This is a genomic window from Dyadobacter psychrophilus, assembly GCF_900167945.1.
GTDB lineage: Bacteria > Bacteroidota > Bacteroidia > Cytophagales > Spirosomataceae > Dyadobacter > Dyadobacter psychrophilus.
In genome coordinates, this window is record NZ_FUZA01000009.1 from 26,369 (window position 1) to 41,806 (window position 15,438).

Annotated in this window: 18 protein-coding genes; 8 read left to right on the forward strand and 10 right to left on the reverse strand. The window is 44.5% G+C overall.

Annotated features, from left to right (window positions below):
* The first annotated feature begins 122 nt into the window (after positions 1 to 122).
* The 3 genes from B5X68_RS24755 to B5X68_RS24765 are packed head-to-tail and all read left to right on the forward strand — an operon-like array spanning position 123 to position 3,261.
* Positions 123 to 1,625 carry a GH3 auxin-responsive promoter family protein gene (locus B5X68_RS24755; RefSeq protein WP_082217459.1) on the forward strand — a complete coding sequence of 501 codons (1,503 nt, stop codon included), beginning with the start codon at positions 123 to 125 and terminating at the stop codon, positions 1,623 to 1,625.
* Between the two features lie 26 nt (positions 1,626 to 1,651).
* A complete protein-coding gene (locus B5X68_RS24760) occupies positions 1,652 to 2,812 on the forward strand; it encodes a 1-deoxy-D-xylulose-5-phosphate reductoisomerase (protein ID WP_082217460.1) in 1,161 nt (386 codons plus the stop codon).
* Positions 2,812 to 3,261 (forward strand): hypothetical protein, encoded by a 450-nt coding sequence (locus B5X68_RS24765; RefSeq protein WP_082217461.1) that lies wholly within the window; start codon positions 2,812 to 2,814, stop codon positions 3,259 to 3,261. The genes B5X68_RS24760 and B5X68_RS24765 overlap by 1 nt, the downstream gene beginning before the upstream one ends.
* 38 nt (positions 3,262 to 3,299) lie before the next feature.
* Here B5X68_RS24765 and B5X68_RS24770 read toward each other — a convergent pair whose 3' ends face one another.
* The 6 genes from B5X68_RS24770 to B5X68_RS24795 all read right to left on the reverse strand — a co-directional run bounded on the left by B5X68_RS24770 (position 3,300) and on the right by B5X68_RS24795 (position 8,002).
* The gene (locus tag B5X68_RS24770; protein WP_082217462.1) at positions 3,300 to 4,064 is read right to left on the reverse strand and encodes a glycosyltransferase family 2 protein; all 765 of its coding nucleotides are present in this window, start codon (positions 4,062 to 4,064) and stop codon (positions 3,300 to 3,302) included.
* Positions 4,065 to 4,108: 44 nt separating this feature from the next.
* Complete coding sequence (locus tag B5X68_RS24775) at positions 4,109 to 4,933, reverse strand: glycosyltransferase family 2 protein (protein WP_082217463.1); 825 nt, start codon at positions 4,931 to 4,933, stop codon at positions 4,109 to 4,111.
* 14 nt (positions 4,934 to 4,947) lie between these two features.
* A complete protein-coding gene (locus tag B5X68_RS24780; protein WP_026629629.1) occupies positions 4,948 to 5,172 on the reverse strand; it encodes a DUF2283 domain-containing protein in 225 nt (74 codons plus the stop codon).
* Between the two features lie 38 nt (positions 5,173 to 5,210).
* Positions 5,211 to 6,029 (reverse strand): phytanoyl-CoA dioxygenase family protein, encoded by an 819-nt coding sequence (locus tag B5X68_RS24785; RefSeq protein ID WP_082217464.1) that lies wholly within the window; start codon positions 6,027 to 6,029, stop codon positions 5,211 to 5,213.
* 136 nt (positions 6,030 to 6,165) lie between these two features.
* Positions 6,166 to 7,101: a glycoside hydrolase family protein gene (locus B5X68_RS24790; protein ID WP_082217465.1), complete on the reverse strand. Its 936-nt coding sequence runs from the start codon at positions 7,099 to 7,101 to the stop codon at positions 6,166 to 6,168.
* 19 nt (positions 7,102 to 7,120) lie between these two features.
* Positions 7,121 to 8,002, reverse strand: coding sequence for a class I SAM-dependent methyltransferase (locus B5X68_RS24795; protein ID WP_082217466.1), 882 nt, complete (start codon positions 8,000 to 8,002; stop codon positions 7,121 to 7,123).
* A 163-nt stretch (positions 8,003 to 8,165) separates the two neighbouring features.
* On the opposite strand from B5X68_RS24795, the gene B5X68_RS24800 reads away from it, so the two are divergent.
* The gene (locus B5X68_RS24800; RefSeq protein WP_082217467.1) at positions 8,166 to 9,374 is read left to right on the forward strand and encodes a M20 metallopeptidase family protein; all 1,209 of its coding nucleotides are present in this window, start codon (positions 8,166 to 8,168) and stop codon (positions 9,372 to 9,374) included.
* On the opposite strand, the gene B5X68_RS24805 is transcribed toward B5X68_RS24800, so the two are convergent.
* Both B5X68_RS24805 and B5X68_RS24810 read right to left on the reverse strand, forming a co-directional pair.
* Complete coding sequence (locus tag B5X68_RS24805; RefSeq protein ID WP_082217468.1) at positions 9,337 to 10,086, reverse strand: polyprenol monophosphomannose synthase; 750 nt, start codon at positions 10,084 to 10,086, stop codon at positions 9,337 to 9,339. The two genes, B5X68_RS24800 and B5X68_RS24805, sit on opposite strands and share 38 nt — an antisense overlap.
* Positions 10,087 to 10,119: 33 nt before the next feature.
* Positions 10,120 to 10,494: a DUF4296 domain-containing protein gene (locus B5X68_RS24810; RefSeq protein WP_082217469.1), complete on the reverse strand. Its 375-nt coding sequence runs from the start codon at positions 10,492 to 10,494 to the stop codon at positions 10,120 to 10,122.
* Positions 10,495 to 10,563: 69 nt separating this feature from the next.
* Between B5X68_RS24810 and B5X68_RS24815 the strand changes: the two genes are divergently transcribed.
* Genes B5X68_RS24815 through rnhB form a run of 4 tightly spaced genes read left to right on the forward strand, consistent with a single transcriptional unit; the run spans position 10,564 to position 14,023 of the window.
* Entirely contained in the window at positions 10,564 to 11,451 is an 888-nt protein-coding gene (locus B5X68_RS24815) for a DUF58 domain-containing protein (protein WP_082217470.1), read from the forward strand.
* Between the two features lies 1 nt (position 11,452).
* Positions 11,453 to 12,367 (forward strand): hypothetical protein, encoded by a 915-nt coding sequence (locus B5X68_RS24820; RefSeq protein WP_082217471.1) that lies wholly within the window; start codon positions 11,453 to 11,455, stop codon positions 12,365 to 12,367.
* A gap of 7 nt (positions 12,368 to 12,374) precedes the next feature.
* A complete protein-coding gene (locus B5X68_RS24825) occupies positions 12,375 to 13,394 on the forward strand; it encodes a VWA domain-containing protein (protein ID WP_082217472.1) in 1,020 nt (339 codons plus the stop codon).
* Positions 13,394 to 14,023, forward strand: coding sequence for a ribonuclease HII (rnhB, locus tag B5X68_RS24830; RefSeq protein WP_082217473.1), 630 nt, complete (start codon positions 13,394 to 13,396; stop codon positions 14,021 to 14,023). The genes B5X68_RS24825 and rnhB overlap by 1 nt, the downstream gene beginning before the upstream one ends.
* Here rnhB and B5X68_RS24835 read toward each other — a convergent pair.
* Both B5X68_RS24835 and tsaB read right to left on the reverse strand, forming a co-directional pair.
* The gene (locus B5X68_RS24835) at positions 13,981 to 14,517 is read right to left on the reverse strand and encodes a DUF2480 family protein (protein ID WP_082217580.1); all 537 of its coding nucleotides are present in this window, start codon (positions 14,515 to 14,517) and stop codon (positions 13,981 to 13,983) included. The two genes, rnhB and B5X68_RS24835, sit on opposite strands and share 43 nt — an antisense overlap.
* Positions 14,518 to 14,595: 78 nt before the next feature.
* Complete coding sequence (tsaB, locus tag B5X68_RS24840; RefSeq protein WP_082217474.1) at positions 14,596 to 15,288, reverse strand: tRNA (adenosine(37)-N6)-threonylcarbamoyltransferase complex dimerization subunit type 1 TsaB; 693 nt, start codon at positions 15,286 to 15,288, stop codon at positions 14,596 to 14,598.
* Positions 15,289 to 15,438 lie beyond the last annotated feature (150 nt).

Here is a 15,438-nt window from a genome sequence, read left to right on the forward strand (position 1 = left end):
TAAATAACCACAAACAAAGGCATTTAAAAAATTTCGGTATATGGCTGTTTTAGGCCTGAAAAAGCCTGTTAGAGCACCTTGTAGATCTAAATTTACAAAACCTGTGTACCTTTGTTTTTACTATGGGAATCAGAGCACTATTGAGTGAGCCGCTGGCTCGGTACATCGTCCAACGACAACAGGAATGGATCTCCCGAAGCATCGAAGTGCAGGAAAAATGGAGGAAGGAATTGGTGAAAAAAGCCTTGCACACGGAGTTTGGAAAAGATCATTTTTTTAAAGACATAAACACCTATTCTGACTTCAAGGAAGCGGTGCCCGTTCATGATTATGAAGACCTTCACGCTTACATCGATAAGTTAAAAAACGGGGAAAAAGACATTCTCTGGCCCGGAAAGCCACTATACTTTGCCAAAACGTCAGGAACAACGTCAGGAACGAAGTACATTCCGATTTCCAAAGACTCGATTTCCAACCACATTGATTCCGCACGTAATGCCATTTTGACGTATATAGCGGAGACCAAAAAGGCCCGGTTTCTTGATAAAAAGCTCATTTTTCTATCAGGAAGTCCGGTGCTGACAGAGACGGGCGGCGTACTGACAGGGCGGTTGTCAGGTATATCCAATCACCATGTGCCGGGTTATCTGAAATCAAACCAGATGCCGAGCTACGACACCAATTGTATTGAAGATTGGGAAACGAAACTCGATAAGATCATTGACGAAACGATCGATCAGCCCATGTCTTTGATTTCCGGTATTCCGCCTTGGGTGCAAATGTATTTCGATAAGATTATTGAAAGAACCGGAAAAAAGATCAAAGACGTGTTTCCGGATTTTTCACTTTTCATTTATGGCGGCGTCAACTTTGAGCCTTATCGCGCTAAATTGTTTGAGTCAATCGGCAAGCGCGTCGATTCGATTGAGCTGTATCCCGCTTCCGAAGGTTTTTTTGCATACCAGAATTCGCAACAAGACGAAGGCCTGCTTTTACTTCTGGACACCGGGATTTTCTACGAATTTATTCCTGTTGAAAACTTTTTTGACGAAAAACCAAAGCGGTTATCGATAGGAGAGGTTGAGGTTGGTCAAAACTATGCGGTGATCGTTAATAATAATGCGGGTTTGTGGGGTTATTCGCTGGGTGATACGGTCCGTTTTGTTTCCGTCAATCCATATAAAATCCTGGTAACAGGCCGGATCAAGCATTTTATATCGGCATTTGGAGAGCATGTGATTGGTGAAGAAATTGAAAAAGCATTGCGTTATGCTATGGAACGCCATCCTGAGGTAGAGGTGATCGAGTTTACGGTTGCTCCTATGGTAAATTCAGAGAATGGCAGACTTCCTTATCACGAATGGCTGGTAGAATTCGCCGTTGAGCCTACTAATAAGGGAGAATTCGTGGCTGATGTCGACAGAAGGCTCACCGAGCTGAACATTTATTATAAGGACCTGATTAAAGGCAGCATTTTGAAAACGTTGGAACTGGTGCCTTTGCGCAAAAATACTTTTATTGATTATATGCGTGCAAACGGTAAATTGGGTGGACAAAACAAAGTGCCAAGATTATCGAACGACCGAAAGATCGCGGATGAGCTGATCAAAATTAACCGGCAGTGAACCGGACATTTAACCTAAGCATCAGAATGAAAAAAAATATAGCGATTCTAGGATCAACGGGTTCGATCGGGACGCAGGCATTGGAAGTGATTGAGGCGAATCCTGAGATTTTTTCTGCAACCGTCCTTACTGCGCAAGAAAACGCAGATCTGCTGATTGAACAGGCTGTGAAGTTTTTGCCAAAGGAAGTCGTTATCGGAAATGAAAAGCATTTTGATAAGGTAAAATCAGCACTTTCTCCTTTTGATATTAAAGTATATACCGGCATTGAAGCACTGGTTTCTGTTGTAGAAACTGACAATGTGGATACTGTGCTTACCGCAATGGTTGGTTATGCGGGCCTTTTGCCTACAATTCACGCCATTAAAGCAGGAAAAGACATTGCATTGGCTAATAAGGAAACGCTCGTTGTGGCAGGAGAACTGATAACAGGGCTTGCCAAACAATACGACGTTAACATCTATCCGGTTGATTCCGAGCACTCTGCGATTTTTCAATGTCTGGTTGGAGAAGAGGGAAATAAAATTGAAAAGATCATCTTAACGGCTTCGGGCGGGCCTTTCCGTGGAAAAGACCGCACATATCTCGCAAATGTTACCAAGGAACAAGCATTAAAGCACCCGAATTGGAGCATGGGCGCAAAGATCACCATTGATTCTGCCACACTGATGAACAAAGGCCTGGAAGTGATTGAGGCCAAATGGTTGTTCGGCCTTGAAGCGTCGCAGATAGACGTCATCGTGCATCCGCAAAGCATTGTTCACTCACTCGTGCAGTTCGAAGACGGAAGCATCAAGGCGCAAATGGGATTGCCCGACATGAAACTGCCTATCCAGTATGCATTGCGTTATCCGGCACGCCTGAAATCGGCCTATCCGAGGTTCAACTTTACTGATTATCCTTCCTTAACCTTCGAAAAACCAGATCTTGACACTTTCAGGAACCTTGCCATCGCTTATGAAGTTTTGGACAAAGGAGGAAATGCCGCTTGCATTGTCAATGCGGCTAATGAAATTGCGGTTGAGGCTTTTCTTCGGGACAAGATCGGGTTTCTTGATATCTCGGACCTGATCATTGAAAGCCTTGCCAAAATATCCTACATTTCAACCCCAACGTATTCCGACTACGTTCAAACAAATGAGGCGACAAGGCGTTTTGCTTCTGAATTGATTCAGGTAAAAGTTTAATGAAAACCACCTTTCTAAAATATCTGTCAGTAGCGCTTGCCAGCACGCTGAAGTTTTTCGGCGGGCCCATCGCAGGCGTCGTATTGAAACTGACCTGGATCGAAACGGCCATTTGCTCAGCAATTGGCATGATGTTCAGCGTGCTAGTGCTTACTTATGTAGGTGGCGCAATTCAGGATTTTATCAAAAAACGGAGAAAAACGCCGCCCAAAAAGTTTAGCCGAACCAATCGCATAGCTGTTAACATCTGGAAGCGTTTTGGCATCATAGGCATTGCATTTCTAACCCCACCTTTATTCACGCCGCTCTTCGGGCCTATTTTAGCAGTTGCTTTCAAAGTGCCGCGCGCGTCTATTTTTCTGTGGATGTCCACCAGCGCAATCGTGTGGGGTCTTGCAATTTCATATATCGCCCATAAAATGACATTTGTCCAGGAATGGATCAAATGAATTCGCAGGATTAACGGCTGGTCCTCAGCGGCTGTTCCTCAGCGGCTGACTTCTTTTTTCGGTGCTGCGTTCTTCTTCATGAAATCGCCTTGTGAAAAGTATTTTTCGATGAGACAGTACATTAATATAAAGAAGTAGCGGCTTCCCATTTCCTTAATTTTCAGCTTTGATTCGCCGTATTTGCGGTTTGTCCAACTATTTGGGACGACAGCATAGTTATAACCGCGCACCATAGCTTTTAGCGGAAGTTCAATCGTAAGGTTGAAATGCGGGGCCAAAAATGGCTTGATTCCCTCAATCGTTTCTCTTTTATAAAGCTTAAATGCGTTGGTCGTATCATTGTATTTGATTCCCATCACCATTTTAACAATAAAATTAGCAACGCGGTTGATCACTTTTTTCAACGCAGGATAATCCACGACTTTGCCGCCTTTTTCCCATCTGGAACCAAAAACGCAGTCATAATCGCCGTCGAGCATTTTATAATAATATTTTACCAAATCCTCCGGATCATCAGACATATCGGCCATGAAAACGGCCACGCAATCTCCTTTAAAGCGCTCCAAGCCATATCTTACCGCATATCCAAAGCCGTTCGGGCCGGGATTTGTGTAGTAAACCAATGTTGGGATTTGAAGCGAAAGCTCGTCCAGCACACGCAGTGTTCCATCTTTGGAATTATCGTTTGTGACGCATATTTCGTGAGGAATATTGTATTTATTTAATGTTTGGTGCAGCGATGTAAGAGTGTGTGTAATTGATTCCTCCTCATTATATGCTGGTATTACGACGCTTAGCTTCATAGATTGCAATTGTTGAAAACAGTACAAATTAAAGATTATTAATTTTAACTGCCAATTTTTTCAAATAAGGAAAGTTGCTCGTCGTAGCGCGCCAATGTCTTTGCAATGATCGCATCATGCCTGTTTCCCAGCCATTTACCAACATTGTGAAACATATCCCGTCGGTTCTGCCAAAACTTTTGATTCGTGTTCGCGTGAACATTGCTCAGTCCTGCGCTATGCTTGCGATAGACGCCCATAGGCTCGGGAAAATAGCCAATCTTGCCCTGCGCAGCCAGTTGAATGATCACAGCCCAGTCGCCGGCAGCGGCTTTTGCATGCCAGTCGGCGAAGTCGTTTTCAAGAAAATGATTTCTGTAAACCCAGCTCGCAGTAGCCATAAACCACTTATCTTCCAGAATGTCTTCAATGCTGGAAACGGCTTTCTGATCCGGCGCATTAAAAAAATGTTCTGGCGACCCGTCTTCGTAGGTCACCAGAACATTATGGTGCGATATAGCAAAATCCGGATGCGCATCCAGGAAATCGACTTGCTTCTGTAATTTCAGCGGATCAGTCCAGTAATCATCCCCTTCGCACATCGCCACATATTCTCCTTTGCAAGCTTTCAGCAATTGCAGCACATTATTGCGACCTGCAAATTCCCGAGGTTCCTTCGGCCCCTGGTTCTCCGAATGCAAAAAAGCCCTAATCCTTCCCGGATTCTTTTCCTGATATGCACGAATAATGTCAGGTGTGGCATCCGTAGAAGCATCATCCCCAATCACAATCTCAAATTCAAAATCCGTCACCTGCGTTAAAGCCCCATCAAGCATCTGCCCAATGTATCGCTCATGATTATATGTAGGAACGCAAACCGAAAGTTTCAAGGAAATAAGAAGAATTAGATATTAACGAGTTGTTTGACAGAGCCCTGGCTGATCTGCTGAAAGGATAAACCGTGCACATTTGTCATATGCTGCGCATGCTCAATGGTCAGAGAAACAGGATTGCCGTTCGCATCTAAATCGACCAGCATATTCTCATTTACATCATCAGTCGACACAACTTCATTCTGATTAAAAACCAGTAAAAGCGTATCCGTGTCCTGAAAATACCTGATATCCATAACTAGCTTTCGGTTTTATATGAGCGGTCGAAAAAGGTTTAGCTAAAAACCTCTTTCAATTGCTCTACGCTAGGAAAGTTTGGCGTTACTAGTTCCGTTTCCGGCTTGTAAATGTATGCCATTGGATAGCCTCTTTCGATGAATGTTGGCTCGTCCAGGTTGTTGTAGCGGAGTTGTACAGACCAGCGGATGTTGTTGGTAATGTTGTTGCCGGATTGGTGGATGAGGAATGCGGAGAAGACGAGAATGTCGCCGACTTTGAATTCGGTTTGAACAAAGTCTTCTTCTTTCAATGTGGTTGTGATCCCGCCTTGGTAACCCGATGTGTTTGATTCCTGCAAACCGATCTTGTGACTGCCTGGAATCACTTGCAAGGCACCGATATCCGCGCCGGCGTCAACCATTGGGAACCAGATTACGGTGCTGTCCAATGAACCCTGGCCTGTGCGCCAGTCTTGGTGAGCGTCAAGTTTCCAGTGCTTGCTTCCGTCTTTTGACAAGAAACGGCTGTTGAATTGCATCGCAGCGCGTGCGCCGATGATCGGGCTGGAAAGACCAACTTGTTTTAAAATGTCTTCAATTTTTGGATCAAGGCCCAGTCTATGAAGCGAGAATGTATGCTGAACAGTTTTACCCGTGTTTACAAACGCATTGAAGTCTTTTTCAAAAAACTCAAACATTGCATTCTCAAACTCATCGCGGTTGTCGATATCCGGCGTTTTGCCAGTGACATGCTTGATTTGGGTTGCGAATATTTTTCTGGCGTCCGTGTAAATGTTATTGACAACGTCTTTGTCCAAAAAATCTCTTAAAAGGACATAGCCGTCATTATTGAATTGCTCTTGAAGTGTGCTCATTGTATGACACTTTATGTGGTTTGAAAAAAATTGAGAACCTAATCAGTCAGATAATGTAACCGGCTCTGAATAAGTTCTCAAATTTATGTTTCTGTTGAAATCGAATAAATGACTTTTGTTGCCTTTTAATAAGACCTTAGTCCTCCCAGACCGCGTAAGCAAATCCGGCAGCGCCAAAGCCATTGCCATTATAAAGCAGATATTTCTTGCCGTTATGCTGGTAAAAATTAGCATAATCGATCATTTGGTAATCAAAATCCTCCGGATTCTCTGATTTAGCGATTCCTACCAAATTATCCTTACGCTCCCAATTCGTGCCATCGACTGATTCCGCGTAACCAAGTCTATAACTCTGGTTGCGATCTGTGCGGTAATCGCGCGTGTGGCGGTAAGAATAATACATTTTGTAAATTCCATCTTCCTTAAAAACGCTTGGACGGCCTACTGCATGCAGAAAATCGTCAAAATCCAATGCCGGAATGTCGCTGATATCCCAGTGAATCCCGTCTTTGCTTGTAGCAGACTGACCTCTGTAATAAGGTTCAGGATAATCGTGAATGTATTCGCATTTGTGGCCGGAAATATACCACATCCGCCAGGTTCCATCTTCGTCAATCATCACCGACGGCTGTGCAGCCCAAAGCGGGTTTTGAATGCTGCGGTCCATGATGGGCCCTACGAACATTTTTTTGAATGATATGCCGCCGTCTGTGCTGACAGCCAGTCCCATCGAAAGTCTGTAAGAATTCCAAGTGCGGTTCCAGCCTGTGTAATAAAGCCAGATGTCGCCATTCGGACGGTTTACAAACCAGGAAGGCATTGCGCCGGTTTCATCATACTCGCCCGGGCCACCAAGTTCTAAAATCGGCTTATCGTGGATGTAAAGGATCTTTTTGGGATCGTCGTAATCTACATCAATGAATGTCGGGCGTGATTGTCCGTCTTTGTCTCTGGACGAAAAATATATGCGTAAAAAATCTTCGTGCTTATATGCAAACGGAACCTGTGCGTGCGACAAACTGTGCGGCAATGTTCCGTCCGGCTTATATATAACTCCTTTTTTAACCCACATGAAATGATAATGTTATTGATTAATCAACCGCCTTTTCAGCGCGTAAACGCCAGTTATCCACGAAATCTTTGCCCGGGATCGGCAGGTCAATGTCCACTTCCGGAGCCTTCGCAGTAACCCTGTATTCCATCACATAAAAAGCATTTCCAAACACATAATGCAGCTTGAAATTCTCAATGTTGGCAGGAACGTCTTCCAGAGGCACTTCGGCCCGGAAAAGCGGGTTGGCTTTTAACAATGTAGCGTAAGTAGGCGTGTTCCGTAACCAGGGCGCAACACTTTCGTCACCCACAACCACTTTGCCACCAGGGCGAACCACGCGTGTAAGCTCGTCAAATGCACGTTTTCTTTCAGAGAATGTATTAATGCCTCCAAAATGGAACACCGCATCAAAAGTATCGTCAGGAAATGGCAGGTAGGAGCCGTTTCCAAGGAAATAATGCACATTAACGTCTTCTGTCGACAGTTTTTCCTGTGCTCTTTTCAGCATATTAGGAGAAAGATCTGACAAAACTGCCGTTCCGCCCGGTCTTACGCGGTCCAAAATCAATGCAGAATCTTTACCCGTTCCAGCACCGACTTCGAGCGCTTTCATCCCCGGTTTCAATTCCATAAGGTCGATAAAGAATTGTCTTGTCGCCGCTTCGTCCGAATGGTTTAATGTTTCAAAAACCCAGGAAACGCCTTTGTCATAGCGAAGGACTGCCTGATCGTACAAATATTGTTCACGTGCGTCTTCTGGTAATAACTCCTTGGGATAAAGCATGTTAACAATGCCCGTATCGCCTACTTCATATATTGTTCCGTCTTCACTTTTCAGTGATTTTCCGTCTTCTGCTATTGTTAGTGCGGTTCCTGTAAGCGGACAAACCAACGATTCTAGAAATTCCTTTTGATTCATTTGTGCTTGGCTGATTGATATATATCTGGTCAAAATTACTTTTTTCTTTGGAACAACATTCAATATCAAGCCGCTTATTAGCAAAAGGGCTGCACAATATTTATTGTTACCTTTGAATGATTTGTATCGATATCAGTCTCTCAGAATAGATTTTAATTGAATTATGTCTCAGCTGCAAGAAAAAATAAAAGCCCTCGCCAAAGATCAATCCGCCGATATTATCGCACATCGTCGCCATTTGCACAGCAATCCCGAGTTGTCTTTTGAAGAATACAAAACGGCGAAATATGTAGCGGCAGAATTAACTGCAATCGGCTTGCAACCCGAGGAAGGCGTTGCCGGAACAGGCGTTGTCGCGATCATTGAAGGCAGAAATCCTGGCAAACGTGTGGTTGGCCTGCGTGCCGACATGGACGCGCTGCCGATTTTCGAGGCCAATGATGTTCCTTACAAATCAACCGTTCCGGGCGTGATGCACGCTTGCGGGCACGATGTGCACACTTCTTCTTTGCTGGGAACGGCGAGGATTTTGAATCAATTAAAAGAAGAGTTTGAAGGGACTATAAAACTGGTTTTTCAGCCTGCTGAGGAAAAAGCGCCGGGTGGAGCTTCGTTAATGATTAAAGAAGGTGTTTTGGAAAACCCGAAACCAGCAAGTATGGTCGGCCAGCACGTTGCACCGAACATTCCGGTTGGTAAAATCGGCTTCCGCGAAGGCATGTATATGGCCAGCACCGACGAACTTTACTTAACTGTAAAAGGAAAAGGCGGCCACGCAGCGGCTCCGCATCAGTTGGTGGATCCGGTTTTAATGGCCTCGCATATCATTGTTGCATTGCAGCAAATTATCAGTCGTAACCGCAATCCTGCAAATCCAGCCGTGCTTTCATTCGGAAGGTTTATTGCGGATGGGGTTACGAATGTAATTCCAAACGAAGTGACCATTCAGGGAACCTGGCGTTGTATGGACGAAGAATGGCGGGCTGATGGTTTGAAAAGAATGAAAAAAATGGCAGAAGGCATTGCCGAAGCCATGGGTGGCAGCTGTGAATTCGAAATTGTACACGGTTATCCATTCCTGAAAAACCATCCCGAGTTAACCAGACGTGTCAGAAGTTCGGCCACAGATTATATGGGAGCGGAAAACGTCATCGACCTCGATCTTTGGATGGCTGGCGAAGATTTTGCGTTTTACTCACAGGTTGTAGATTCCTGTTTTTACAGATTAGGAACCCGCAATGAAGAACGCGGCATCATTTCCGGCGTGCATACTCCGACATTTGACATTGACGAAAGCGCATTGGAAATTTCAACGGGATTAATGTCCTGGCTGGCTATTTCTGAACTTGGCCATGCGGGATATAGCGCTTAAAAAAGCTGTTGACTTTCAGTGTAATCACTCCAAGGATCGCTTCCTTAAAGATGCCTTTTGACATTTTGGAAGCGCCTTTGGTCCTGTCTGTGAAAATGATGGGCACTTCCACAATGTCGAAACCGTATTTCCAGGAATTGAATTTCATCTCAATCTGGAAGGCATAACCGATGAAGCGAATGTTGTCCAGGTTGATGGTTTTTAAAACCTTGCTCGTGTAGCAGATGAAACCAGCAGTTGGGTCCATAATCTGCATTCCTGTGATCATTCTCACATAATATCCTGCAAAATAGGACATTAACACCCTGTTAATCGGCCAGTTAACAACATTAACCCCCGTAATGTAACGCGAGCCAATGGCCACGTCGTGACCTTCGACAGCACAGGCATGATGCAAGCGGATCAGATCTTCCGGCGGATGGGAGAAGTCTGCATCCATTTCAAAAATATATTCATAACCACGCTCCATCGCCCATTTGAAGCCATGAATGTACGCTGTTCCTAATCCTAGTTTTCCCTTTCTTTCAACCAGGTGAAGTTGTCCATTAAATTCTACCATCAAACCTTTCACCACAGCGGCAGTGCCATCAGGCGATCCGTCATCGATGATCAGGACATGAAATGGCTGACTTAAGCTAAATACTTTGCGTATGATTGCCTCGACATTTTCAATCTCGTTGTAGGTGGGAATTACTACAATACTATTATTCACAACTGGTGATAGGGTTAGTTAAATGTGTGATTTTCAGAGCTTAATATTATTGGTTTTCTCCCGGATCTCCACATTCTTGTTCACTTTTTCATAAATCCGCGTCATCATCTCCGGCCGGGTCATGTAATAGTCGTAGCTTTTGCGATAAGCGACGGTATCCACTTTGTATTTTTTCCAAATGTCGCTTTTGAGTTGGTTAAAAATCATTAAAGACGAATCCAATGACCTTAATTGCAAGCGATTCACCCGTGATTCGGCCAAGTGGATGTCCGTGAGAATGGTCGCCATTTGCTCTTCACTCATCGTATCCTCCGGCTGCTTTTCGTCGGTCACGCAGCCGGTAAACAGCAGCATTACAATCAGAAAGCGGATTATTCCACTCGGAAAATGGTTTGTCTGACACCTCATAAAACGCAAAATGTCTATCTTTGTTTAGATACGCCGGGTAACAAAGGTGATAATTTTTTCGCAAAACTAATGTTTGAACAGTTTCTTGGAAAGCTAAGAAAGTATGAAATCCGCATGCGGAAAGCGGTGACCAGCGAGCGTTACGGCAATTTTCACTCCGTTTTCAAAGGCTCAGGTCTTGAATTTGACGACCTGCGACTTTACCAATATGGCGACGATGTCCGCGCCATCGACTGGAACACTTCTGCCAAAGGACACGGAACATTCGTCAAAATCTTCAAAGAAGATAAAGAGCAAACCGCCTTCTTTATGCTCGATGTAAGCGCCTCACAGCAGGTAGGGGAGCTGAAAAGACTGAAAATTGATATAGCCAAAGAAATTTGCGGCGTATTAACATTGTCCGCAATCCAGGAAGCGTCGCGCGTCGGTTTGCTTTGTTTTTCTGATAAAAATGAGCGCTATATCCGGCCGTCGGATGGCATGAAACACGGTTATGGTGTTATTTCCGAGTTATACAAGTTGGTGCCGGAATCGAGCAAGACGAATATTGCGGAGGCTATCCTGGTGACGTTAAATGTGCTCAGAAGAAGAAGCCTCATTTTCCTAATCTCGGATTTTATAGACAATAATTACCAGCATAACCTCAAAGCTCTGGCCCGCAAGCACGACCTGATCGTCATTCATTTGTATGATTCGCGGGAAGTGAACCTACCGGGCTTAGGCATTATTCCGCTTTACGATGCGGAAAAGCAAAGCACGGTTTGGGTTAATACTTCTTCGAAGCAATACAGAGAGGAAATGACGAGCCGTTTTAGTAAAAGAAGTTCTGAACTGGAAAGGCTTTGTCATCAGAACCGCGCAGACTACATTTCAATCAACACGCAGGAAGATTATGTGCCTGCACTGATCCACTTGTTTAAAGTGAGGCGTTATACCAAAAGTAGTGCATCGTCGTAAAATGATCAGATCTGCCACCGCGATTTTTATAGGGTTTTTGTCCATAATCCTTTCTCAAACAACGGGTTTCGGACAAAAGATAAGACCATTGGGATTGTTTCTGACAGATAGCATTGAAGTCGGCAAACCCGTTTATTTCTCTCTAAGCGTTCGCCACAATCCTAAAACAGAGATCTTTTTTCCCGACACACTATACGATTTTTCGCCATTTGAGATTATTTCAAAACGAGCTTTTGCGTCCAGCACGGATGAAAGAGGAAGTCTGGACAGCGCAGTTTATCAGCTGATTTCTTTTGACGTTTCACGCTCGCAGGCGCTCAGAATGCCAGTTTATGTCTTTAATAAAAAGGATTGCACAGCCGTTTTTACGAAACCGGATTCTGTTTTTCTGATCAAAAGCAATGTTGTTGAAAAAATTAAAAGTGCCGGTTTAAAACCTGAAACATCGCTTTTGCCGCTAAGCAGCGAATTCAATTTTTCTATTTTGCTTGGAAGCATTGCGCTCTTTATCGGTGTGGTAGGCAGTATTTATTGGGTTTTTGGACAGGATATTTACAAACAATGGCAGCTGATCAAATTGCAGCGCAGACATTTGGAATACATTCGCTCCTTCAACCGCCTTATGCGGAATGCAAGGGAAAAGAACAACATTAAGGACGCTGAGAAGGCCATTATTGTTTGGAAAAACTATTTGGAAAGACTTGAAAAAAAGCCATTTGCAACCTATACAACCCGGGAAATCGTGGATAATATGCCGGATGAGGCGCTGGCCGAAGCATTGAAAAACATGGACAGCATCATTTACGGACAAGTTATTTCCAAGAACATGGCCGAATCGCTCGAAGTGCTCAAAAGCGGTGCAACGCGGATTTACAGAAACAAAAGAAGATTCATTCTGGACACGCCAATGTCTTAATCGTAATATGGAAAAGTGGTTTTCATTAAATTGGTTCGGTTACGAGGTCTTTCGGTCTTACGAATGGGTGTATCCGTACTTTTTGTATTTGCTGCCATTTATTCCAATACTTTTCTGGCTCAGAAATGCGCTGCACAGGAAGCATAAGCAGCGTTTGGTGATCACTTATAATCCAGTCAGGGGCGCGCGTGACTGGCAGACATTGCTGCGCTTTGTCCAGCCGGTTTGCGTGGGTATTGGCATTGCCTTGATTTTAATTGCATTAGCGCGTCCGCAGGTTATTTCCGAAAGAACGGATCAATATTCTGAAGGCATTGACATTATGCTTCTGCTGGACATTTCTGATTCGATGATGGAAAAGGATTTAAGTCCAAATAGGCTGGAAGCGGCAAAGCTGGTTGCCAGGCAATTTATCAGAGGACGTCTGCAAGATCGCATCGGGTTGATCGTTTTTGCAGGAGAAGCCGTTTCTCTTTGCCCGTTAACAACGGATTATGAGCTGCTTTACGGTTTTTTGGATGAAATAAGCCCTGCAATGGTTCCTACGGCTGGGACGGCGATCGGCAGTGCGCTGGCTGTGGCCGTTAACCGCATGCGCGAAACGCCAGGGGAAAGTAAGGTCGCAATTCTAATTAGCGACGGCGATAACACATCCGGGAATTTGGGGCCTGCAACATCGGCGCAGTTGGCGAATGCATTTGGAGTAAAAGTTTACACCATTTCCGTGGGTAAGCAAAAAAAATCCATGCGAACAGACAGCGCTGCGGTTTCCAATGCATTAGTGGATGAAACAGAGCTGAAAAATATTGCAGGTTTGGGGAATGGGAAATATTTTCGTGCATCCGATAACAGCGCGCTGGAAGGCGTTTTCAAACAAATAGATCAGCTTGAAAAAGTGAAATCGAGGGATGTTGTTTCCCGGGATGTTACCGATTTTTACAGGATTTATTTATATTGGGCAGTGTTGTTCCTGCTCATTGCAATCGGAACAAAAAGTACATTCATGGCAAATATTCTTGAAGATTAATGCTGAAAGCATATTACAATTCTGACGCGATTGAGGCTGGGCTGGACGAGGTGGGCAGAGGTTGTCTGGCGGGCCCTGTTGTGGCCGCAGCGGTTATTTTACCAAGAGATTTCACACATTCCTATCTCACCGATTCCAAACAGCTGACGAAAATGCAACGGCTGGACCTGGAAAAAGATATCATTCGTGAAGCCATCTGCTGGGCCGTTGCAGAAGTGGACAATCTGGAAATTGACAGGATTAATATATTAAAAGCCAGCTTCTTGGCGATGCACCGGGCGGTGGATAAGCTGCGTATGAAGCCGGAACATTTGCTGGTAGATGGCAACCGCTTTACGCCTTATCCCATGATCCCTCACACGTGCATTATAAAAGGCGATGCACATTATTTTTCAATAGCGGCAGCTTCCGTTTTGGCCAAAAATTACAGGGATGAGTTAATGTCCAGACTTTCCGGCCAGTTCCCCCATTATGGCTGGGAAACCAATGTGGGTTACCCAACCATTCATCACCGAAAAGCCATTGGCTTGCACGGCCCATGTCCATATCACCGCATGACATTCAAATTATTGAAAGAAGATTGCGATCAGGCTATGGAGGAAGAAATGGAAGACTTAGGCTTTTTATAAAGCGGAACAGTGCTGCAAGGCTCGCCAAACATTAAACTCTGAACAATTGGTTTGAGTAGCCGGCTGATTTCGACGTAAGCCGAGATTGGCACATTAAACTTGCTACATCCTTTTACAACCACTCGTTTGCTTTCAAATTCGCTGATGTCAAGCTTGCTGATTGCATCTGCGAACAGCTTGTCTTCCAATGCATTCAGGTCACCAAAAACGATCGCATTTGCGTATGGCTCCAATTGCACGGCCAGCAACATATAGGCCCAGGTTGGCACAATGGCGTCTTCCGAACAAATGATCGCGACATTCTTGCCCTTATATTGCGTCCAGTCATGTGCTTTCAGGAATTCTCTGAAATCCTTTTCTTTCAGGATCATTCCCTGCCACAAATTGTCTTTGATATCGTATAAAACACGCTCGCCGGGATGATACAGCTCTTCCAAATCCAGCGACACAATGCCGCTAACCGCAACCCGGTTTACAATTTCTTCAGTTTCCATCTTCATATTGCTTTACTTGAAATGCTAACACGAAAAAGGCGCAGTTTGTTTATTTGATCAAGCAGAAAACCAATTTCGTCAAGCTAGAGAACTTGCTTTCCTGGAAGGCGGCGACATGAAGTCTTTCAAATAGTAAGGCTCGAATGTGGCCACATCCTCGAAATGATCATTTTGAAAAGCCTTTGCCGCCAGTTCGCCAATCGTTACAGCCGAAGGACGAATGTCCTTTTTTAGAAAAATAGCATTAGGATGGTCACTTAGCAACTTCTGACATTTAGCAGCGCCATCGCCAAAGAACACGACCTTATTATCCGCAAGCAGTTCCTGAAAAGAATTGTCATCCAAAATAACGGCTTGTGTTGACTGTACGAAGTTGTTCGTAGCGTCAAAAACTGCCGCATAAACTTCCATCCTGCGCGCATCGATCATAGGACAAAGCAAATGTTCAGGATAAAAGGCGTTTAATTGCAAGGCCATCGCTTCCAATGTATTAATCGCAATCATTGGTTTATCCAATGCATAACACAGTCCTTTCGCGGATGAAACGCCCACGCGTAAACCCGTGTACGAGCCGGGTCCCTTCGCAACAGCAATAGCGTCCAGATCATTTAATGTAAATCCAGCATGCTTTACGGCACTTTCCATAAGCGTAGTAAGCATAGACGACGACGACCGGTCGGTATGGAGATCGTAGCTGGCTAGGAGGCTTGAATCCTGATGAACTGCAACGGAGCATCCACGGATGGAGGTATCGATACTTAAAAGAAGCATATAATTATAAAAAGGAGGAGCAGAAAGCGCCACTATCCCTGTCAGCCTGAGCGGAGTCGAAGGCGCGCTACTCCTGGGTAACGCGCCTTCGACTCCGCTCAGGCTGACAGGTAAGATAACATTGCTGATTGTTAATACAAGTCAAGTAAC